Genomic DNA, 19221 nt, shown 5'->3' on the forward strand with positions numbered 1-19221 from the left:
TGCTGAGGACTGCTGCGGCCGGGAACGACCGGGCGTCAGGAGGCCTTGGCCTCGGTCTTCTCCTGCTTCGCGGCCTTCTCGCCCTGGTCGGCGGCCTTCGCCGCGGCGGGCTTCGGGGCCGGCTTGGCGGCCTCGTAGAACTCCTCGCGCGGGGTCTCCATCGCGCCGAGGGAGACGACCTCGCGCTTGAGGAACATGCCGAGCGTCCAGTCCGCGAAGACACGGATCTTGCGGTTGAAGGTCGGCATGGCCATGCCGTGGTAGCCGCGGTGCATGTACCAGGCGAGACGGCCCTTGAGCTTGATCTTCATCTTGCCCATGACGATCATCGCGACGCCCTTGTGCAGGCCGAGACCCGCCACCGCGCCCTTGTTGGCGTGGCTGTACTCCTTCTGCGGGAAGCCCCGCATGCCGGAGATCACGTTGTCGCCGAGGACCTTGGCCTGGCGCAGCGCGTGCTGGGCGTTCGGCGGGCACCAGGCGTTCTCGTTGCCCGCCTTGCGGCCGACCAGGTCCGGCACCTGGGCGTTGTCGCCCGCGGCCCAGATGTAGTCGGTGCCCTGCACCTGGAGGGTGGCCTGGGTGTCGACGTGGCCGCGGGGGCCCAGCGGCAGGCCGAAGCGGGCCAGTGCCGGGTTGGGCTTGACGCCGGCCGTCCACACGATGGTGTTGGAGTCGACCTCAAGACCGTTCTTCAGCACCACGTGGCCGTCGACGCAGGAGTCCATGGAGGTGGACAGGTAGACCTCGACGCCGCGGCCCTCGAGGTGCTCCTTGCCGTACTGGCCGAGCTTGGGGCCGACCTCGGGGAGGATCTTGTCGGCGGCGTCCACGAGGATGAAGCGCATGTCCTCGCGGGAGACGTTGTTGTAGTACTTGGCCGCGTCCCGGGCCATGTCCTCGACCTCACCGATGGTCTCCGCGCCGGCGAAGCCGCCGCCGACGAAGACGAAGGTGAGCGCCTTGCGGCGGATCTCCTCGTCGGTGGTGGAGTCGGCCTTGTCGAGCTGCTCCAGGACGTGGTTGCGCAGGCCGATGGACTCCTCGATGCCCTTCATGCCGATGCCCTGCTCGGCGAGGCCGGGGATCGGGAAGGTGCGGGAGACCGCGCCCATCGCGATGACCAGGTAGTCGAAGGGCAGCTCGTACGCCTCGCCGACCAGCGGCGCGACGGTGGCGACCTTGCGGTCCTGGTCGATGGTCGTGACCCGGCCGGTGAGGACCTCCGCCTTCGGAAGCACGCGCCGCAGGGGGACGACGACGTGCCGCGGGGAGATGCTGCCGGCGGCGGCTTCGGGGAGGAAGGGCTGGTAGGTCATGTACGACCGCGGGTCGACGACGGTGACGGTCGCCTCGCCGTAACGCATCTTCTTCTGGATGCGTCGAGCTGCGTACAGGCCTACGTACCCACCGCCTACTACGAGGATCCTGGGACGCTCCGTGGTGCTCATGCCATCGAGTATCCACCCGGTTGAGGGGGGTGGATCGTGCGCCCCTTCACAAGCTTCGGTGGGTGCTGTGCTACTATCCGCCACCCACGTGACGAGGATCATGGCGGGCGAAGGAACCAGCGTGTAGGCGACCCCGTTGTCAATGCCGCGTGAGCTGCACCTCCTCGCTCCGGGAGCGGTGGACCACCCTTCTACGAGGGCTCCTCGGGACCCCACCGCGACACCGACCTGAACACGTTCAAAGGGCAGTTGAAACCCCAAAAGGGTCAACGCGCGCGCTTTCGTCGTCCGACAGGGCCCAATTCCTTGTGAAGAACTTCACGAACTTTCCCGACGGGACGTCACCGAGGGGCCCCGAAAGGCCCCCCGGCACCCGCTCAATCGTCGTCCGTCCTGCTCAGACCGCTGCCGGCGCCGCCACCGCACCGCCACCGCGAGCGCCCTACGCGATCGACCACGCGATGCCGTCGAGGATGTCGTGCTCGCTCACGACGACCTCCTCCGCGCCCGTCCGCTCCATGATCGCCAGCAGCACCAGGGACCCGGCGGCGATCACGTCGACCCGGCCCGGATGCATGGAGGGAACCGCCGCGCGCTCGGCGTGGGTGGAGGCCAGCAGCCAGTCGGTGATCTCCCGGACCCGGGCGCGGGAGACGCGGGAGTGGTGGATGGCCGCCGAGTCGTACTCCGGCAGCTCCTGCGCGATCGCGGACACCGTCGTCACCGACCCGGCCAGGCCCACCAGCGTGCGCGCCTCACGCAGCGGCACCGTCCGCTCGGCCAGGTCCAGGGCGGCCTCGATGTCGGCCCGCATCGCGGCGACCTGCTCCGCGGTGGGCGGGTCGGTCACCGCGCCGTCGCGCACCAGGTGCCGCTCGGTCATCCGGACGCAGCCGACGTCCACGGAGCGGGCGGCGCGCACGTGGTCGTCGCCGACGACGAACTCGGTGGAGCCGCCGCCGATGTCGACGACCAGATAGGGCTTGTCGAGGTCCGCCCGGCCGGCCAGCTCCTTCGTCGCCCCGGTGAAGGAGAACTCGGCCTCCTGGTCGCCCGAGATGACCTCGGGCTCGACGCCCAGGATGTCCAGCACGCCGCGCACGAAGTCGTCCCGGTTCTCCGCGTCGCGGGAGGCGGAGGTGGCGACGAAGCGCAGCCGCTCGGCGCCGTGCTCCTTGACGACCTCGGCGTACTCGCGGCAGGCGGCGAAGGTCCGCTCCAGCGCCTCGGGCGCGAGCCGCCCGGTGCGGTCGACGCCCTGGCCGAGCCGCACGATGGTCATGCGGCGGTCCAGGTCGGTCAGCTCGCTCGTGGCCCGGTCGACGTCGGCCACCAGCAGCCGGATGGAGTTCGTGCCGCAGTCGACGGCGGCGACACGGGTCACTGGACGCCCTCCTGGCCGGTCCGGCCGGACTCGCCGGCCCGGCGGGTCTCGTCGGCCGGGTCGGCGGGCGTCACGCAGGGGCCCTTGCGCCACCACTCGGGCAGCATCGCGATCGCCTCGTCGCCCAGCGGGTTGACGCCCGGACCGGCGGCCAGCGAGTGGGCGACCAGCACGTGCAGGCACTTCACCCGGTCCGGCATGCCGCCCGCGCTCGGGAAGCCGGTCAGCTCCTCGATCTCGTCGCGGCGCCGGATGTAGTCCTCGTGCGCGGCGCGGTAGGCGGCGGCCAGCTCCGGGTCGGTGCCCAGCCGCTCGGTCATCTCCTTCATCACGCCGTTCGCCTCCAGCGTGCCGATGGCGGAGGCCGCCTTCGGACACGTCAGGTAGTACAGCGTGGGGAAGGGCGTGCCGTCGGGCAGCCGCGGTGCCGTCTCCACCACGTCGGGCTGTCCGCACGGGCAGCGGTGCGCGATGGCCCGCAGTCCGCGCGGCGGACGTCCGAGCTGCTGCTTGAAGGCCGCCACGTCCGCGTCGGTCGGCTCGGTGCGCGGGGTGGTCGGCGGGGGAGTCTGCATGACTGTCTTCTGCTGGTCTTCCTGTTGGAGTCACTGCCGGTGGGCGACGGCGTCGGCCTTGTCGACCCCGTCCCACACGTTCCGGTACCAGGGACGGTCGGCGGCGCCGGCCCGGGCCCGGGTCTGCTCCGCCGCCTCCGGGTCGACGACGACGAACCCCGTCTCCCCCGGCATCACGTAGTGCAGCCGCAGCCGGACCTGCTGCTCGGCGTAGGCGTCGTCCTGCCAGCGGGCCTTCAGGTCGCGCAGGTCCTCGACCCGCTGCCGGGTCTCCCGCTGCTCCCGCTGGAGATCGGCGATCTCGGCGCGCTGGGCGACGTACTGCCGTATCGGGTAGGCGAGCGCCACGACGAGCGAGCAGAGCACCATCGCGAGCAGCGCGGCCCGGCCGGTCAGCCGGGAGCGCCGGGCCTGGCGCCTGGTCTGCGAGCGGTAGACCCGGGCCGCGGTCTGTTCCCCGATGATCCGGATCCTGGTCGCGGTGGAGAAACGGTCCCGGTCCTTCACGGCCATCTGGTCTCCGCCTCCCGTGCACGCGCGTACGTCCCCGCACACGGTACGGGACCGGATACGGGGACGTACGTACGACGCTGCCTCTTACGGGGCCTTACCGGGTGGCGCTCAGCCCTTGAACCGCGGGAAGGCGCTGCGGCCGGCGTACACCGCGGCGTCGTCGAGGATCTCCTCGATGCGCAGCAGCTGGTTGTACTTGGCGACGCGCTCGGAGCGGGCCGGGGCGCCGGTCTTGATCTGGCCGCAGTTGGTGGCGACGGCCAGGTCGGCGATGGTGACGTCCTCGGTCTCGCCGGAGCGGTGGGACATCATGCACTTGAAGCCGTTGCGCTGGGCCAGCTCGACGGCGTCCAGGGTCTCGGTCAGCGAACCGATCTGGTTGACCTTGACGAGCAGGGCGTTGGCCGAGTTCTCCTCGATGCCGCGGGCCAGGCGCTCCGGGTTGGTGACGAACAGGTCGTCGCCGACCAGCTGGACCTTGTCACCGAGCTTGGCGGTGATGGTGTTCCAGCCGTCCCAGTCGTCCTCGAACAGCGGGTCCTCGATGGAGACCAGCGGGTACGCCTCGACCAGCTCGGCGTAGTACTCGGTCATCTCGGCGGCGGAGCGCGTCTTGCCCTCGAAGCTGTAGGCGCCGTCCTTGTAGAACTCGGACGCGGCCACGTCGAGCGCGAGGGCGATCTGCTCGCCGGGGGTGTAGCCGGCCTCCTTGATCGCCTCGAGGATGAGGTCGAGGGCCTCGCGGTTGGAGCCGAGGTTCGGGGCGAAGCCGCCCTCGTCGCCGAGGCCGGTGGCCAGGCCCTTGTTCTTCAGGACCTTCTTGAGGGTGTGGTAGACCTCGGCGCCCCAGCGCAGGGCCTCGGAGAAGGACTCCGCGCCGATCGGGGCGATCATGAACTCCTGGATGTCCACGTTGGAGTCGGCGTGCGAGCCGCCGTTCAGGATGTTCATCATCGGCACCGGCAGCAGGTGCGCGTTGGGGCCGCCCAGGTAGCGGAACAGCGGCAGGTCGCTGGCCTCGGAGGCGGCGTGGGCGACGGCGAGGGAGACGCCGAGGATGGCGTTGGCGCCGAGCGAGCCCTTGTTGTCGGTGGCGTCCAGGTCGAACATGGCCTGGTCGATCAGGCGCTGCTCGGTGGCGTCGTAGCCGACCAGCTCCGGGCCGATCTGCTCGATGACGGCCAGCACGGCCTTCTCGACGCCCTTGCCGAGGTAACGGCTCGGGTCGCCGTCACGCAGTTCGATGGCCTCGAAGGCACCGGTGGAGGCGCCGGACGGAACGGCGGCACGACCCGTGCTGCCGTCGTCGAGGCCGACCTCGACCTCGACCGTGGGGTTGCCTCGGGAGTCCAGGATTTCCCGGGCTACGACGACGTCGATGGACGGCACGAGCATCTCCTTCTTCAATGTGACGCTTCACTGTGACGCTACGGTCTGCCGCGGTCCCGAGGGACCGCGACGGCTCTGCGGGACCGAGCCTAACCGGCTCCGGACGATCGGCCAGCCGATCGCCCACCCGCTGGACAGAACCGAGAGTAAATTGTTTCCGAACGGAACAAAGGCGGAACATGAAAGTCCCGCCCCGGTGCGTACGGGGGAACACGCACCGGGGCGGGAGTCGCGGGGCCGCCGCCGCTTACTTCAGGTGCAGCTGCTGGCCCGGGTAGATCAGGTCGGCGTCTTCGACGATGTCGTCGTTCAGCTTGAACAGCTTCGCCCAGCCGCCCTTGACGTCGTGCTCCTCGGCGATCGAGCTGAGGGTGTCGCCCTTGACGACCTTGTACTCGCCGTCGCCCTTCTCGACCTTCTTGCCGGTCGGGGTGGTGACGGTCTTCTTGGCGGGCTTCTCGGCCTTCGGCTCGGCGGCCGGGCGCTCGGAGGAGCGGGAGGCCTTCTGCTCGGTGGAGCGCTCGGCGGTGGAGCCGCTGCTCTGGCTCTGCGAGCTCTCGGAGCTGCCGGAGCCGCTGTCCTGCGAACCGCCACCGGTGTACGCGGCGCCCGACAGGCCGGTGCCGCAGACCGGCCAGGCACCCTTGCCCTGGCCCGCGAGGACCTTCTCGGCTATCTCGATCTGCTGAGACTTGCTCGCCTGGTCGGCGCTGGAGGCGTACTGCGTACCGCCGTAGGCGGCCCAGGTGGAGGCGGAGAACTGCAGACCGCCGTAGTAGCCGTTGCCGGTGTTGATGGACCAGTTGCCGCCGGACTCGCACTGGGCGACGGCGTCCCACTCGGACGCGGTGGCGGCGGAGGCGTTGCCGGCCGCCATCAGCGGGGCGGCGACGGCGGCACCGGTGACACCGGCGACGGCGATGACACGGGTGGCCTTGGACGGACGACGGTGCTTGCCCTTGCCGGAAAACAGCATGGTTGATCCCCTCACCGACGCCTGCGAGGTGAGCTGTCGGGTTCGGGCCGGTTGAGTTGCCCGGCCGGGTTCCTCGCGGAACTCGGCTTCACCCCTAGCCGCTCCGGCTCAACTGCCCGGTGCGGCACTTACCTTGGGTCCCCCGCTCCTGCCTGCGGCGCTTGACGCGACGACTGTTCCCGTACGGCCGCTGGCAGGATTCGGCGTTGCGGCTGTCGGGGCCCGCGGTGGCGAGCGGTCATGACCGTAGACACGCGCTCCGCGGATTTTCAAAGACGATCACGGCTTCTGAGACCTATCTCTCACGAGATCCAAAAGGGACATACGGTCTCTAACCGTGACGCGAACTCCCCCTACTTTTCGCCCGATTCGCCCGTGACCGTGAGCGTCTGACCGGGCAGGATGTGGTCGGGGTCGGCGCCGACGACGGTCTCGTTGCCGGCGTAGAGCGCGTACCACCCGCCGTCGACGTCAAGGGAGTCGGCGATGCCCCAGAGAGTGTCGCCGGTGCGGACGACGTAACGCCCGTCCCCGGCCTCTCGCTCGTCACCGTCGCGCGAGGCGTGCCGGCCCGTCGCCGGGTCCGTACGGCCCTCCCCCGCCGCATCCTCGTCCGCGCTGCCGCCGCGGTGCTTGCCGGAGCCGGACGAGCCCTCGGTGCCCTGCGGTTCGGCACTGGCGGAGGGGTCGGATTCGGTTGAAGTGTCCGGCTTGGTGGATTGATCCGCACCGTCGGACGAGTCGCCCGAAGCGCCGCCGGAACCGTCGGACGGGGCGTCAGGCGACGAGGAAGCCGAAGAAGAGGGCGAAGGGGACGAAGAGGACGCACCGGACGTCGACTCCGACGTCTCGGACGAGCCGGTCGAGTCGGACGACTCCGACGACTCGGATGTCTCGGGCGATTCGGTGGGCGCGGGCGATTCGGACGACTTGGTGGTGCCCTGCTCCCCCGAGGCGTCCGAACCTTCCGACGCCCCGTCACCGGCCGAGCCGGAGCCACCGTCCGTGACACCGGGGCCATTGCCCAGACCGGCGAGCAGACCACAGGTCGGCCAGGCGGCGATGCCCTGGTCCGCGTGCATCTTCTCGGCGATTCCTATCTGCTGGGAGCGACTGGCCTGGTCGGCGCTGGGGGCGTAGTCCAGGCCGCCGTACTGCTCCCAGGCCTCCTGGGACAGCTGCAGGCCGCCGTAGTACCCGTTGCCGCTGTTCTGGCTCCAGGCGCCGCCGGTCTCGCACTCGGCGACCTGGTCCCAGTTCGCCGAGCCGGCCGCGTGGGCACCGGTGGCACCGAGCAGCGGGATCGCGATGGCGGAGCCGGTCACTCCGGCGGCGACGACCAGTGCGGGTGCCTGGCGGGGGCGGCGGTGACGACCGTTCCCGGAGAGCATGCGACGACCTTTCACGAGACGACGGGGACCGCGCGGCGGTTGACGCTCGACACCACGCTGATCCGTGAACGTATAGGGAGATCATCGCTTGTCACAAGTTCATGCCGCGCAGATCACGTGAAGATCACAGAGTTGAGCGCGTGTCACTTTTGCGTCGGCGACGGACCGTTGCCCACCGGTGACGCGGGCGGTGTGAACGAGACGGGCAAGGTGCGCAGACCTCGCATGATGAGGCCGCCGCGCCACCGGAGTTCGGCCGGGTCCGCGGCGAGGCGGAGGTCCGGCAGCCGGGTCAGCAGCGTGGCCAGCGCGGTCTGCCCCTCCAGCCGGGCGAGCGGGGCGCCGAGGCAGTAGTGGATGCCGTGGCCGTACCCGAGGTGCTGGCTGTCGCGGCGTGAGAGGTCCAGGGTGTCCGGGTCGGTGAACCGCTCCGGGTCCCGGTCGGCGGCGGCCAGGACGACGAGGACCGGGTCGCCGGCCGCGACGTCCTGTCCGCCGATGGTCAGCGGCCGGGTGGCGAAGCGCCAGGTGGCCAGCTCCACCGGGCCGTCGTAGCGCAGGAGTTCCTCGACGCCGGTCTCCAGCAGGCCGCGCTCGCCGGCGGCCAGCGAGGTCTGCAGCCGCTCCCGCTGCCCGGGGTGGGTGAGCAGCGCGTACGTGCCGTTGCCGACCAGGTTGACGGTGGTTTCGAACCCTGCGAAGAGCAGGATGAAGGCCATGGCCGCGGCCTCGTTCTCGGTGAGGTGCTCGCCGTGGTCGGAGGCGCGGATCAGACCGGAGATGAGGTCCTCGCCGGGGGCGGGCTCGGACGGCAGGGCGGCACGCTTGCGGTGGATGAGGTCGGCGAGGTAGCCGCGCATCTTCTTCACCGACCGGGCGACGCCGCCCCGCGGGCCGCCCTGGTGACGGATCATCATGCCCGCCCAGTCCCGGAAGTCGTCCTGGTCCTCGCGAGGGACGCCGAGCAGGTCGCAGATGGCGTAGATGGGCAGTGGGAAGGCGAACTCGTGGATCAGGTCGGCGGAGCCGGAGTCCGCGAACCGGTCGATGAGGCCGTCGGCCAGCTCCTGCACCCGGGGCGCGAACTCGGCCACGCGGCGAGGGGTGAAGGCCTTGCTGACCAGCCGTCGCAGCCTGGTGTGGTCGGGCGGGTCGATGTTGAGCAGATGGGTCATCAGCTCGGCCTTCCGCTCCCCCGGAATGCCGGTCTTGCCCTTGGCGTGCGCGGGCTCGGCATGGTGCGCCGGGTTCTTGGACAGCCGCGGGTCGGCGAGCGCCTGCTTCGCGTCGGCGTACCGGGTGACCAGCCACGCCTCCACTCCGCTGGGCAGCCGGGTGCGGTGCACGGGGGCGTGCTCGCGCAGCCAGGCGTAGGCGGGGTACGGGTCGCTCGCGAACTCCCAGCTGAACAGCTCGGGGACCGGGGCGGAAGGGCTGCCGGTCATCCCTCGACCGCCCGGATCGCGTCCCGGTAGGTGCGGGCCGCCGCTCTCAGGGCGGCCTCGGGGTCGGTGCCCTCGGACTCGGCGCGGGCGGCGAGGGCGAGCAGGTCGTAGCCGATGCCCTCGCCGGCCGGCAGCGGGACGTCGAGGCCCGCGGTGCGGACGCGGGAGTGGAGCTTGGCGGCGAGGGCCAGGCCGGGCTGGCCGAGGGGGACGCCCTCGGTGACCGAGGTGCGCTGCTTCTCGGCGGCCTTGGTGCGCAGCCAGTGGGCGCGGACCTCCTCGGGGGTGTCGGCCGTCTCGTCGCCGAAGACGTGCGGGTGGCGGTGGACGAGCTTGTCGACGATGGTGCCGGCCACGTCGTCCACGGAGAACGGGGCGTCCGGGTCCTCCTCGGCGATGCGGGCGTGGAAGACGACCTGGAGGAGCACGTCGCCCAGCTCCTCCCGCAGTTCGTCGCGGTCGCCGTCCTCGATGGCCTCGACGAGTTCGTACGCCTCCTCGATGGCGTACTTGGCCAGGCCCTTGTGGGTGCGCTGCGAGGACCAGGGGCATTCGAGGCGGATGCGGTCCATGACCTGGACGAGGTCGAGGAGGCGGGCGCCCGGGAGGTCGTAGGAGGCGGGGAGCAGTTCGAGGTCGGGCATCCGGACGCGGCCGGAGCCGGCGAGGCGGGCCAGGCCGTCGGTGAGCGCGGGGTCGCCCTCGCCGGTCGCGACGACCACCGCGGTGCGGCCGCCGGTGCACGCGTCCACCAGTTCCTCGGCGGTCGGGGCGGCCTCGTCGACCCGTATGCCCGCCTCGCGCAGATAGGGCAGCTGGGGGTGGGCTCCGTCGGCGCACAGGACGCGGTCGGCGGTGCGCAGGGCCTGCCAGGCGGGCCAGGACAGCAGGCCGGGGGCGACGCGGTGGCTGGTGGTGAGCAGGACGATGCGGCCCTGGTCGGGGGCGGTCGGGCCGGCGGTGGTTGCGTTCACTCCTCGAACCTAACGCACCCCGCCGACGGCCCCCCGAGTTGTCCACAGGGGGCCGTATCGCCGCTGGTCAGGGGCGCTACGCCGGCTGTTGGGAGCCTGCCGCCGTGATCTCCCGCAGCCAGGGTGTCCCCGTGTCGACGCGGCTGCTCTTCTGGACGTCCCAGGCGCCGTAGCGCGGGTTGAGGTCGACGTCGAGCTTCTTGGAGGCCTCGGACAGGGCCTGCCAGAACTCGGGCCGGCTGGTGTCGGTGCCGAGGCTCTGGGCGAGCTTCTGGGCCTCGATCTGGACGGAGAGGTTGTCGTCGAGGCGGTCGGGGGCGACGCCGTACTGCTGGAGCCAGACCGTCTCCAGCTGCTCGGGGCCGCCGGCCTGCTTCTCCAGCCCGTCGCGCATGTCCTGCACTTCCTTGCGGCTGACGGTCACCCCGGCGTCCTGGGCGGCGCGGTGCAGGACCCGGTCGAGGACCATGCCGTGCAGGGTGTCGCGGGTGAGGGTGCCGGTCCGGGCGACGACCTGCTGGTACTGGGTGTCGTCCGGCACGGCGGCGCGCTGTGCCTCGCGCACCTCGTCCACGCGGTTCTCCAGCTGGGCGACGGTGATCCGCTGGTCGCCGACGACGGCCGCCGCGCCCGGATGCGCGTCGTTGCCGCAGGCGGCGAGCAGGGGTGCCGCGGCGGCGATCGCGGCGGTGAGGAGGAGCGCGGAGCGACGGCGGCGGTGCAAGGGAACCTCCCGTTGGAGATTGTGCGACGGTGCACAAAGTCTTGCGATGATCGATGTTAGGCAGTGGCCCGGCTCTGGCCAACCCATTGGACCAACGATTCATCAGGACTTCGGGCACCGCCTGCGCCCGGTCCGCGTGGCGGCGGTGGTCAGCCGCGCACGCGGCCCAGCCACTGGAGCGTGCGGCGGACGTCGGCCGCGAGCGGATGGCCGGGGCCGTGGACGCGCTCCACGTCGTGCAGCAGCCGGGCCAGCGTGTCGTGGGCGGCGGCGCGGTCGCCGAGGGCGAGCAGGAGGTGGCCGATGCGGCGGCGGACGTCGTGGGCGAGGTCGGGGTCGCCGGCCACGTACTGGTTCTCGTAGTACGGCAGCAGCGCCCGGTACTCGGCGAGGGCGGCGGCCGGTTCGCCGAGCTGTTCCAGGCACTGGGCCGCGTCGTAGCGGTGGCGCAGGCACTGCGGGTCGGCCTGGCCGGCCTCGGCGGCGCGTTCGTCGGCGAGGCGGCGCAGTTCGGGCAGGGCGCGCCGGTACTGGCCGTCGTCCATGAGGGTCGCCGCGTACTGCCTGCGCAGGGTGCGCACGACCGGGGAGCGTTCGCCGTGCTGTTCGGCGGCGGCGGGCAGGATCGCGCCGAGGACGTCGACGGCCTGGGTGATGCGGCCCTCGCCGAGGAGGCGCTTGACGTCGTCGACGGCGCGGGCGACGTCCGGCTTGGCGGCCTCGGCGGTGGGGGGTACGGGGGCCGGCTGCGGCGCGGGGGTGCGGGCGCGGTCGGGCCAGGGGGCGTGCGGGCGCACGAAGGGGCGGGTGGGGTCCAGGGGGCCGCCGGTGGGCACGCCGAGCGCGGGGAGCAGCAGCGCGAGGTGCTCGTAGACCTCCTGCGCGGAGTCGGGGCGGTGCTGCGGGTCCTTGGCGAGCAGGCGCAGGACCAGGGCTTCGAGCGACTCCGGGACCTCGGGGCGGATGCGGCGCACGGGCAGCGGGGGCTCGTACAGGTGCCGGTGCAGTACGCCGAGCGCCGTGGAGCCCGCGAACGGGACGTCCCCGCTGAGCAGTTCGTGCAGCAGTACGCCGAGTGCGTACAGGTCGGTGTAGGGGCCGACGGCGCCGCCCATGGCCTGCTCGGGGGCCATGTAGGCGGGCGAGCCGATGGGGGTGCCGGTGTGGGTGAGGCGGGTGGTGTCGGCGTCCATGACGGAGGCGACGCCGAGGTCGAGGACGGTGACGGTGCCGTCCTGCTTGACCATGACGTTGCGCGGCTTGAGGTCGCGGTGGACGATCGGCACGGCGTGCACGGCGCTGAGGACGGCGCACAGCTGGGCGGCGACCGCGACGGCCCACTGCCACGGGTACGGGTCGTGCTCGGCGAGGTGGTCGGAGAGGTCGGCGCCGTCGACGTACTGCATGACGAGGAACAGTTCCTCGCCCTCGCTGCCCGCGTCGTGCACCGTGACCAGGCCGGGGTGGTCGACCTGCGCGGTGATGCGGCACTCGCGCACGAACCGGCGGCGCAGTTCGTCGGCCTCCGCCCCGGCGACCTTGTCGGGGCGCAGCAGCTTCACCGCCACGCGCCGGTCCAGGCGCCGGTCGTAGGCCGTCCAGACCTGTCCCATGCCGCCCTGGCCGATGAGCGTGGACAGCTCGTACCGGCCGGCGACGACGCGTCCGGTCGCCACGGTCACCTTCCGCCCTGGTGGCCGCCGTCGCGGCCGTCGCGGCCGTCGTGGTGGCGCAGGTAGTCGCTGAGTTCGTCGAGTTCGGCGCGGACCTGTTCGATGCGGGCGGGCGCCGGGGGGTGCTGCGGCGGGGCGACGGGGTGCTGGACGGGGGCGGGAGGCGGGTACGGCCCCACCGGATGCGCCGGGCCGTAGTGCGGTCCCGCGAAGTGGGCGTGGGGCGGCGGGTTGCCGACGTAGGGACGCGGGGCGGCGTGCACGCGTATGTCGACCACGAGGAAGTACGCGGAGGCCGCCGCCCCCGTCAGCAGCAGTCCGGCCAGCGCGGCGTCCGTCCGGAGGTCCGACTCGGGCAGCGAACCGACCACGGCGAAGCAGGCGATGGACAGCGGCAGGCTCACCCAGGCGGCCGTCCAGTCGTACCAGCGGCCGCGCAGGACGGCGACCCGGAACAGCGGTACACAGGCGAGCAGACCGCACGTCAGGAAACCGGCGGCGGCGTACAGCACCCGCAGGGTGATGACAGTGGCCGCGCCGCGGGTGGGCGGCGGCCCGGCGGTGTTGCCGTACATGACTGCTCCTGGACCGGTGATGCCGAGGACTCGTCGAACGGACCGGGCCGTTCGGAGTGGGAGTCCGAGCGTATCGGCCCGGACGGACAACGGGTCGCGGTTGTACCGAACCGTTGTCGTCCTGGTCACTCGGTCCGCGCGGGGCGTTCAGCCGGGGGCGACCGTGCCGTCCGTGAGCCCGTCGTACATGCCCCGCACCAGTTGCTCCCCCAGGCGGCCCGCGAGGCGCAGCGCGCGCTCGAACTCGTCGAGGGCGCGGAAGCGGTCGCCGTAGCCGCGCTGGGCGTCGAGGGGCAGCCGGGGCAGTTGGAGGCGCCGTACGTCGAGGCGGGTGGCGGTGGAGGCGTAGCTGCTGGCCTGCCGGTGGTTGGCGGTGCCGCGCAGGAACCCGGCGAGGAACCAGGGGTCGAGGGCGGCGGGGTCGGGGCGCAGGAGCACGAGGTTGCGCCCGAGGGCGGCGCCGGCCGCGTCCGCGTCGATCACGCGCGCGACGGAGCCGCCGCCGAGGACGGGCACGACGACGTCACCGGATTCGGTCAGGACGGGTTCCTCGTCGCCCTCCGGGAGGGTGCCCGAGGGGCCGGTGCCGGTGAGGACGTCGTGGTCGGTGAGCAGGGGCACGCGCGCGTGGCCGCCGTTCGTGCCGGTGCGCAGCACGAGGGCGCCGGCGCGGGCGAGTTCGCCGACGGTGGTGAGCGGCCTGCGGGGTGCGGCGCGTCCGGTGCCGGGGGCCGCGGGGGCCAGCTCCGCGGTCAGGCGCAGGGTCTCGTCGAGGCGCTCGCGCACGTCCGTGAGCCGTTCGGTGCCGCCGGTGGCGGTGGGGGGCGGCAGGTGGCGGGCGGGGGCCAGGTCGACGTCGTCGTCGAGGAGTTCGACGACGGGCAGGCAGCGGGCGAGGCCCGGCCGGTCGTCGAGCCGGCCGGTGCGGTCGAACGCGGTCCAGGCGTCGACTACGGCGTCCCGCACGGACCGCCAGTCCGGCCCGCCGCGCCCCTCTCCGGCGAACTGCCCCGCGTCGGCGAGCAGCACCCCGGGCCGCGCGGGCGCCCGCTCGGGCCGGCGCAGCACCCACAGGTGCAGGGGGAGGTTGTACGGCGGTGCCGCGCCGGCCGGCAGGGCGATCACGGCGTGCAGCGCGCCCCGGCGCAGCAGGTCGGCGCGGACCCGGCGGCCGGAGCGGCGGGAGGCCGCGGCGGGCGGCATCAGGACGACGACGGTGCCGCCGTCCCTGACCCGGGCCAGGGCGTGCTGCACCCAGGCCAGTTCGGACTCGGTGCGGGCCGGGAAGCCGTACTCCCAGCGGGGGTCGTAGGCGAGTTCGTCGTGGCCCCAGTTGCGCTCGTTGAACGGCGGGTGGCACAGCGCGGCGTCGGCGCGCAGGCCGGTGCGGGCGTCGGCGCGCAGGCTGTCACCGGCGGCGACGCGCACGGCGGCGTCCGTGCTCAGGGCGAGCCGCAGTGCGGTGAGGGCGGTCAGTGCGGGGTCGCTGTCCTGGCCGTACAGCTCCTGCCCGGGGCGGGCGGTGGTGGCGGCGGCGCGGAGCAGGGTGCCGGTGCCGCAGGCGGGGTCGAGGACCGTGCGGGCGGGACCGGCGAGTTCGGCCATCAGGTCGGCGAGCGGTTCCGGGGTGAGCGTGTACTGCCGCGGGTTGGCGTCGAGGTGCCGGCCGAGCAGGAACTCGTACGCCTTGCGGGCGCCCGGTCCGGCGGCCAGTTCGGCGGCGCCGCGCAGGAGCGGTGCGGAGGGGAGCAGGCGGGGGCCGGCCGGGGTGGTGACGGCGCGCTCGGGGCCGGTGCCGAAGCGGGCGTCGAGTACCTGGTCGAGGGCGGCGGGCAGCAGGTCGGCGAGGCGTTCGTCGGAGCCGGCGCTCGCGTCCAGCCAGAGGGTGGGGCGGTCGTGGATCAGCAGGAGGACGCAGCCGGCCTGCACCAGGGCGGCGACCGGGCCCTGCGGGTGGCCGGCCAGTTGCTGCCAGACGCGTTCGCGCGGGGGGACCTCGGCGAGTTTGCCCTGGGCGCGCAGCCATGCCTCGACGTCGGCGAGGGCGAAGGACGGGCTGGTCTCGGTGCCGCCGACCGGTCTGGGGAAGTCCGCGTGCCGACGGCGCCAGTTGCTGACGGCGGCGCGGCCGACGCCGGCGAGCCGCGCGATACCGGCGGCGGTCACCTCTGTCCCGTGGTCCTGCACGCTCGGGCCCCCTCGTCCTGGTGTGTGGGGCCGATCCTACCGATGAACGCGATCCGCCCCCGTTCACATCGTGTACCGATGTAACGCCGTGAATCGTGTTGACTCAGTTCACAAGCTCTGTTCTCATTGACACGTCGGACCGGCCGAGGCGACGGGCTTCGGTTCACGGTCGACCGATCTGTCTCTGGGGAGAGGACTGACGTCATGGGCATGAAGACCAAGATCGCGCTGGGCGCCGTGGTGGGGATCGCCGTCATCGGCGCGCTGTCGGCGAACGCGGGCGACGGGGACGGCGACGCGAAGAGCGCCAAGAGCGACAACCGGGCCTCGGCGAGCGCGGGCGGAAAGCAGGACGGCGCGTCCGAGGCCAAGCCCGCCGAGGACAAGGCCGTCGAGAAGGCCTCCCAGGCCGAGCGGTTCAAGGCGTTCGTGCAGAAGAACGGGACGCCCAAGGAGAAGGACGCCGTCTCCCACGTCACCAAGGTGCAGGGCGCCGACGAGCAGAACGACATCCTCGACGCCGCCGACGTCTACACGGACTTCACCGGCGGCATCATGGGCTCCGGCACGGGTCCGGCCAAGCTCGTCGCCTCCGCGTTCGCCGACTGGAAGGACAGCGAGAACGGCCTCGTCACGATCTACGATGCCGACGGCGAACTGCTCGGCAACGGCCAGTTCTGAGCGCCGGACCGCGCTCACCGTTCACCGAGAGTCCCTGGGGGGATCCACCATGCGCCGTCGCGCGCGCCGCACCGCACTCACCGCTCTTCTCCTCGCCGCGGGCGCCACCGCCTGCCTGACCGGCTGCCAGTCCGGCCAGGACGGCGACGGCGCGTCCGACGGGGCGGCCCGGTCCGCCGCGTCCGGCGGGTCCTCGACCGCGTCGCCGTCCGCCACCGCACCCGGCTCGACCGCAACACCGGCAGAGGCGTCCGCGTCGGCCTCGGCACCGTCATCGTCGTCGGACGAGCCGTTCGCCGGGCTGACCGGCGCGGAGATATCCGAGCGGGCGCTGAAGGCCACCACCGGGGCACGCTCGCTGCGCATGACCGGCAGCGTCCCGGACGACGAGAGCGGCGGCACCATAGAGATCGACCTCGCCCTGGACCGGCGGGGCGACTGCGCCGGGACGATGGGCATGGACGGCCAGGGCGAGGTCGAGCTGATCAAGACCGGCGACACGGTCTACCTGAAGTACGACGAACGGTTCCTGCGGGCCCAGAGCAAGGGCGAGCCGCAGGCCGACACCGAGGCCCTCGTGTCGCTGCTGGCCGGACGGTGGACCAGCATGTCCGCCGACGGCGCGGACGCGAAGGAGATGGCCGGGTTCTGCGACCTGGACAAGCTGCTGGAGGACGCCGGGGGCAGCGGCGACGACGCCCCGACGAAGGTGACCCGCGGCAGGGCCACCACCGTCGACGGCAGGCCCGCGTTCACCCTGTACGAGACGGACGGCTCCGTGCGCAACACGGTGTACGTCGCCACCGAGGGCAAGCCGTACCTGCTGCGCTTCGAGAGCGGGTCGAAGCAGGAGCCCGGCGCCCTGTCCTTCACCGGGTACGACGAGCCGGTGCCCGCCGAGTCCCCCTCCGGAGAGGTCATCGACCTGGACGGCCTGGCCGGGGCGAGCGCCTGAGCCGCGGGAGCCGGGCCCCTCACCCCGGGTCCCCTCACCCCGGGTCCCCTCACCCCCGGGCCGTGGCGACCCCGAAGCCGTCCATGTAGTCGCGGGCCCGGGCGATCAGCCCGTCGCGCACATGGAGCACCAGGAGGCCGGGGACGGTGAACCCGGTGCGCGCGGGAGGCACCGCCCCCACGACGACGTGCTCGGCGACGATCACGCCGGGCCGGGCGGTCTCGTGGACCGCGACCTCCCTGATCTCCTCCACCCGGGCGGGGCCGGCGCCCCAGGCGGCCCGGTACCCGGCCCGGACGGCCTCGCGCCCCTCGAAGTGCCCGGGGAAGCCGGGCGCGGTGAACGGAAACTCGTGCACCGCGTCCACGGCGTACAGATCGGCGAGGTCGTCCGCGGACTTGTCGAGCATGGCCCGGTAGTAGCGGGCCAGCACCTCGCGCGGGGTGCGAACGGCGGGCGCGTCCGAAGGCGGCATGATGACCACTCCACTCGCTCAACAACTGTTGACCCAACCACCGTAGAGCCGCGCCCCGGCTCGGTCAACAGCTGTTGAACGAACGGCGGTAGAGTGGACCGGTGCCCACGCCCCACCAGTCCCGCGCAGACCGCCGCCGAGCGACCGAGGCCCGCATCCTGGACGGCGCTCGGGAGCTGTTCGCCGAGCGGGGTTTCGACCGCACCACGATCCGCGCCGTGGCGACCTCGGCGGGCGTCGACCCGGCGCTGGTCATGCAGTACTTCGGCTCGAAGCGGGAGCTGTTCACCGCGGCCGTGCGGGCGGCACCCGCACCGCCGCCGGACGCGGCCCCCGACACGCTCGTCGATCAGCTGCTGGCCACGCTCGGCCTCAAGCTCGGCGGCCTGCCCGAGGGGACGCTGGCGATGATGCGCTCCATGCTCACCGACCCGGCGGCGGCCGACCAGGCCCGGGCGGCGCTCGGCCGGCAGATCGACGGCATCGGCGCCGCCCTGCCCGAGGACGCGGACCCGGAACTGCGCGCCGCACTGGTCGTCAGCACCCTGCTGGGCGTCTCCGTCGGTCACCAGCTGCTCGGCCTGTCACCCCTCCGGGACGCCTCGGCCGACCGGATCGCGGAGCTGCTCCGCCCCGCCCTCGCGGCGCTGACGACACCGACGCCGTAGAGCCTGCCCTGGCCGCGTCAGCCCTGGCACTGCTTCGACATCATCGCCCGGTCCGCCTCCGTCACCGCCAGCTCGTACTCGACGGCGACCTGGGCGAAGCGGACCGCGTACGCGCACCGGATCGCCTTGTCCGGCGGCAGCCAGGAGGCCGGGCCGGAGTCGCCCTTGGCGGAGTTGGCGCGGCCCTCGACGGGGAGCAGGTTGAGCGGGTCGTTGGCCAGTTGCTCGCGCTTGTTCTCCGGCCACCGCGAGGAACCCATCTGCCAGCTGTAGGACAGCGGCACGACGTGGTCGATCTGGACCTCGCTCGCGTCCTGCTTGCGCCAGTCGATACGCGTCCCGGTGTACGGGTCGTCGAGTGTCATCGCGATGACCACGCAGTCCGAGCCGGACTTGAAGCGCACCTCCTGACCATCGCGTTTGAGCAGGTCGTTGCGAGTGTCACAGCCGTTTCGGGCGAGCGGGACGCCGTCGGCGGTGTCCATCCAGGCGTAGCCGAACTCGTCCCGGTCGTACCCGGTCTTCGGGCCCCGCCCCTTGGTCCGCAGACCGTCGATCAGCTTGCGGGCGGCCGCCTGCGGGCCCTCGCCCGTGACCGGGGCCAGGCCCGGTTCGGTGCCGTCCGGGTTGTCCAGCGGGCTGACGGCGTGCCCGGCGGCGGGTGCCTCGGCGCCACCGCCCGAGGCCGGGGCGTCGCCGTCGGCCTCCAGACCTTCGCAGCCGGTCACCAGGGCGAGGGCCAGGGCCGCCCCCGCGGCCCAACCGGTGCGGATCCTGCTGTGCCGCGTCATGCGCGCCCTCCCCTTGCCGTTCGCAGCCACCACCGTAGCGAGGGAGAGGCCCGGCCCATAGGAGGCCTTAAGTGGGCGTTACTGGGCACACGAGACATATCTGTCGTACCTTCGACAGTGAGTCACGCCTCGGAAGGAGCTCTGCATGGGCATCCTCGACAAGATGAAGAGCATGGCGGGCAAGGACAAGGACAAGTCAAGGAAGATGTCCGACGCCGCCGAACGCCAGGTCAACCAGAGGACCGGCGGCAAATACGAGAAGCAGGTCGACGCCGCGCAGCAGCAGGCCGAGGGCAAGCTCGGCTTCGGACGCGAGCAGGGCGGCGGCCGGGAGCAGCAGTAGCAGCCACTCCCCGTACCCGGACACGTCGAAGCCGTCCACGGAACTGTCCCC

At 72.4% G+C, this 19221-nt stretch carries 19 protein-coding genes and 1 riboswitch; of the genes, 4 read left to right on the forward strand and 15 right to left on the reverse strand.

Annotation, left to right across the window (positions count from 1 at the left end; translation table 11 throughout):
* Positions 1-35: 35 nt before the first annotated feature.
* The 13 genes from ACH4D3_RS30590 to ACH4D3_RS30650 form a co-directional block, all read right to left on the reverse strand.
* Positions 36-1451: an NAD(P)/FAD-dependent oxidoreductase gene (locus tag ACH4D3_RS30590; RefSeq protein WP_398328675.1), complete on the reverse strand. Its 1416-nt coding sequence runs from the start codon at positions 1449-1451 to the stop codon at positions 36-38.
* 442 nt (positions 1452-1893) lie between these two features.
* A complete protein-coding gene (locus ACH4D3_RS30595; RefSeq protein WP_398328677.1) occupies positions 1894-2835 on the reverse strand; it encodes an exopolyphosphatase in 942 nt (313 codons plus the stop codon).
* Positions 2832-3410 (reverse strand): DUF501 domain-containing protein, encoded by a 579-nt coding sequence (locus ACH4D3_RS30600; protein ID WP_398328680.1) that lies wholly within the window; start codon positions 3408-3410, stop codon positions 2832-2834. The genes ACH4D3_RS30595 and ACH4D3_RS30600 overlap by 4 nt, the downstream gene beginning before the upstream one ends.
* A 30-nt stretch (positions 3411-3440) precedes the next feature.
* Entirely contained in the window at positions 3441-3923 is a 483-nt protein-coding gene (gene divIC, locus ACH4D3_RS30605; RefSeq protein ID WP_398328683.1) for a cell division protein DivIC, read from the reverse strand.
* Positions 3924-4031: 108 nt separating this feature from the next.
* On the reverse strand, positions 4032-5312 hold the full coding sequence (gene eno, locus ACH4D3_RS30610; RefSeq protein ID WP_398328686.1) for a phosphopyruvate hydratase: 1281 nt from the start codon (positions 5310-5312) through the stop codon (positions 4032-4034).
* A 247-nt stretch (positions 5313-5559) separates the two neighbouring features.
* Complete coding sequence (rpfA, locus tag ACH4D3_RS30615; RefSeq protein ID WP_398328689.1) at positions 5560-6288, reverse strand: resuscitation-promoting factor protein RpfA; 729 nt, start codon at positions 6286-6288, stop codon at positions 5560-5562.
* Positions 6289-6291: 3 nt separating this feature from the next.
* Positions 6292-6458: riboswitch (cyclic di-AMP (ydaO/yuaA leader) on the reverse strand.
* A 183-nt stretch (positions 6459-6641) separates the two neighbouring features.
* Positions 6642-7679, reverse strand: coding sequence for a transglycosylase family protein (locus ACH4D3_RS30620; protein ID WP_398328691.1), 1038 nt, complete (start codon positions 7677-7679; stop codon positions 6642-6644).
* A gap of 143 nt (positions 7680-7822) precedes the next feature.
* Positions 7823-9124: a cytochrome P450 gene (locus ACH4D3_RS30625; protein ID WP_398328694.1), complete on the reverse strand. Its 1302-nt coding sequence runs from the start codon at positions 9122-9124 to the stop codon at positions 7823-7825.
* A complete protein-coding gene (locus tag ACH4D3_RS30630) occupies positions 9121-10098 on the reverse strand; it encodes a nucleoside triphosphate pyrophosphohydrolase (RefSeq protein ID WP_398328697.1) in 978 nt (325 codons plus the stop codon). The genes ACH4D3_RS30625 and ACH4D3_RS30630 overlap by 4 nt, the downstream gene beginning before the upstream one ends.
* Before the next feature lie 76 nt (positions 10099-10174).
* On the reverse strand, positions 10175-10822 hold the full coding sequence (locus ACH4D3_RS30635) for a SurA N-terminal domain-containing protein (protein WP_398328700.1): 648 nt from the start codon (positions 10820-10822) through the stop codon (positions 10175-10177).
* Between the two features lie 149 nt (positions 10823-10971).
* The gene (gene pkaE, locus ACH4D3_RS30640; protein ID WP_398329051.1) at positions 10972-12462 is read right to left on the reverse strand and encodes a serine/threonine protein kinase PkaE; all 1491 of its coding nucleotides are present in this window, start codon (positions 12460-12462) and stop codon (positions 10972-10974) included.
* Between the two features lie 38 nt (positions 12463-12500).
* Positions 12501-13070, reverse strand: coding sequence for a hypothetical protein (locus ACH4D3_RS30645; RefSeq protein WP_398328703.1), 570 nt, complete (start codon positions 13068-13070; stop codon positions 12501-12503).
* A 147-nt stretch (positions 13071-13217) separates the two neighbouring features.
* Positions 13218-15257, reverse strand: coding sequence for an N-6 DNA methylase (locus ACH4D3_RS30650; RefSeq protein WP_398328706.1), 2040 nt, complete (start codon positions 15255-15257; stop codon positions 13218-13220).
* A gap of 204 nt (positions 15258-15461) precedes the next feature.
* On the opposite strand from ACH4D3_RS30650, the gene ACH4D3_RS30655 reads away from it, so the two are divergent.
* Together ACH4D3_RS30655 and ACH4D3_RS30660 are read left to right on the forward strand one after the other, a co-directional pair.
* Positions 15462-15938 (forward strand): hypothetical protein, encoded by a 477-nt coding sequence (locus ACH4D3_RS30655; RefSeq protein WP_398328709.1) that lies wholly within the window; start codon positions 15462-15464, stop codon positions 15936-15938.
* A 49-nt stretch (positions 15939-15987) separates the two neighbouring features.
* Entirely contained in the window at positions 15988-16893 is a 906-nt protein-coding gene (locus tag ACH4D3_RS30660) for a hypothetical protein (protein WP_398328712.1), read from the forward strand.
* 49 nt (positions 16894-16942) lie between these two features.
* Here ACH4D3_RS30660 and ACH4D3_RS30665 read toward each other — a convergent pair whose 3' ends face one another.
* On the reverse strand, positions 16943-17368 hold the full coding sequence (locus tag ACH4D3_RS30665; protein WP_398328715.1) for a nuclear transport factor 2 family protein: 426 nt from the start codon (positions 17366-17368) through the stop codon (positions 16943-16945).
* A 101-nt stretch (positions 17369-17469) separates the two neighbouring features.
* On the opposite strand from ACH4D3_RS30665, the gene ACH4D3_RS30670 reads away from it, so the two are divergent.
* A complete protein-coding gene (locus ACH4D3_RS30670; RefSeq protein WP_398328718.1) occupies positions 17470-18036 on the forward strand; it encodes a TetR family transcriptional regulator in 567 nt (188 codons plus the stop codon).
* Between the two features lie 17 nt (positions 18037-18053).
* On the opposite strand, the gene ACH4D3_RS30675 is transcribed toward ACH4D3_RS30670, so the two are convergent.
* The gene (locus ACH4D3_RS30675) at positions 18054-18827 is read right to left on the reverse strand and encodes an HNH endonuclease family protein (RefSeq protein WP_398328721.1); all 774 of its coding nucleotides are present in this window, start codon (positions 18825-18827) and stop codon (positions 18054-18056) included.
* Between the two features lie 145 nt (positions 18828-18972).
* Between ACH4D3_RS30675 and ACH4D3_RS30680 the strand changes: the two genes are divergently transcribed.
* Positions 18973-19170 carry an antitoxin gene (locus ACH4D3_RS30680; RefSeq protein ID WP_003975703.1) on the forward strand — a complete coding sequence of 66 codons (198 nt, stop codon included), beginning with the start codon at positions 18973-18975 and terminating at the stop codon, positions 19168-19170.
* The last annotated feature ends 51 nt before the right edge of the window (positions 19171-19221 follow it).

It is taken from the genome of Streptomyces sp. NPDC018026, assembly GCF_044327745.1.
Classification (GTDB): domain Bacteria; phylum Actinomycetota; class Actinomycetes; order Streptomycetales; family Streptomycetaceae; genus Streptomyces; species Streptomyces rubrogriseus.

What these genes read in the sequence shown, in the direction of transcription:
- ACH4D3_RS30655 (WP_398328709.1), top strand. Translation starts at nt 15,462, where the DNA reads ATGGGCATGAAGACCAAGATCGCGCTGGGCGCCGTGGTGGGGATCGCC.
- ACH4D3_RS30675 (WP_398328721.1), bottom strand. Translation starts at nt 18,827, where the DNA reads ATGACGCGGCACAGCAGGATCCGCACCGGTTGGGCCGCGGGGGCGGCC.
- divIC (WP_398328683.1), bottom strand. Translation starts at nt 3,923, where the DNA reads ATGGCCGTGAAGGACCGGGACCGTTTCTCCACCGCGACCAGGATCCGG.
- ACH4D3_RS30680 (WP_003975703.1), top strand. Translation starts at nt 18,973, where the DNA reads ATGGGCATCCTCGACAAGATGAAGAGCATGGCGGGCAAGGACAAGGAC.
- rpfA (WP_398328689.1), bottom strand. Translation starts at nt 6,288, where the DNA reads ATGCTGTTTTCCGGCAAGGGCAAGCACCGTCGTCCGTCCAAGGCCACC.
- ACH4D3_RS30590 (WP_398328675.1), bottom strand. Translation starts at nt 1,451, where the DNA reads ATGAGCACCACGGAGCGTCCCAGGATCCTCGTAGTAGGCGGTGGGTAC.
- ACH4D3_RS30665 (WP_398328715.1), bottom strand. Translation starts at nt 17,368, where the DNA reads ATGCCGCCTTCGGACGCGCCCGCCGTTCGCACCCCGCGCGAGGTGCTG.
- ACH4D3_RS30600 (WP_398328680.1), bottom strand. Translation starts at nt 3,410, where the DNA reads ATGCAGACTCCCCCGCCGACCACCCCGCGCACCGAGCCGACCGACGCG.
- ACH4D3_RS30660 (WP_398328712.1), top strand. Translation starts at nt 15,988, where the DNA reads ATGCGCCGTCGCGCGCGCCGCACCGCACTCACCGCTCTTCTCCTCGCC.
- ACH4D3_RS30625 (WP_398328694.1), bottom strand. Translation starts at nt 9,124, where the DNA reads ATGACCGGCAGCCCTTCCGCCCCGGTCCCCGAGCTGTTCAGCTGGGAG.
- ACH4D3_RS30645 (WP_398328703.1), bottom strand. Translation starts at nt 13,070, where the DNA reads ATGTACGGCAACACCGCCGGGCCGCCGCCCACCCGCGGCGCGGCCACT.
- ACH4D3_RS30620 (WP_398328691.1), bottom strand. Translation starts at nt 7,679, where the DNA reads ATGCTCTCCGGGAACGGTCGTCACCGCCGCCCCCGCCAGGCACCCGCA.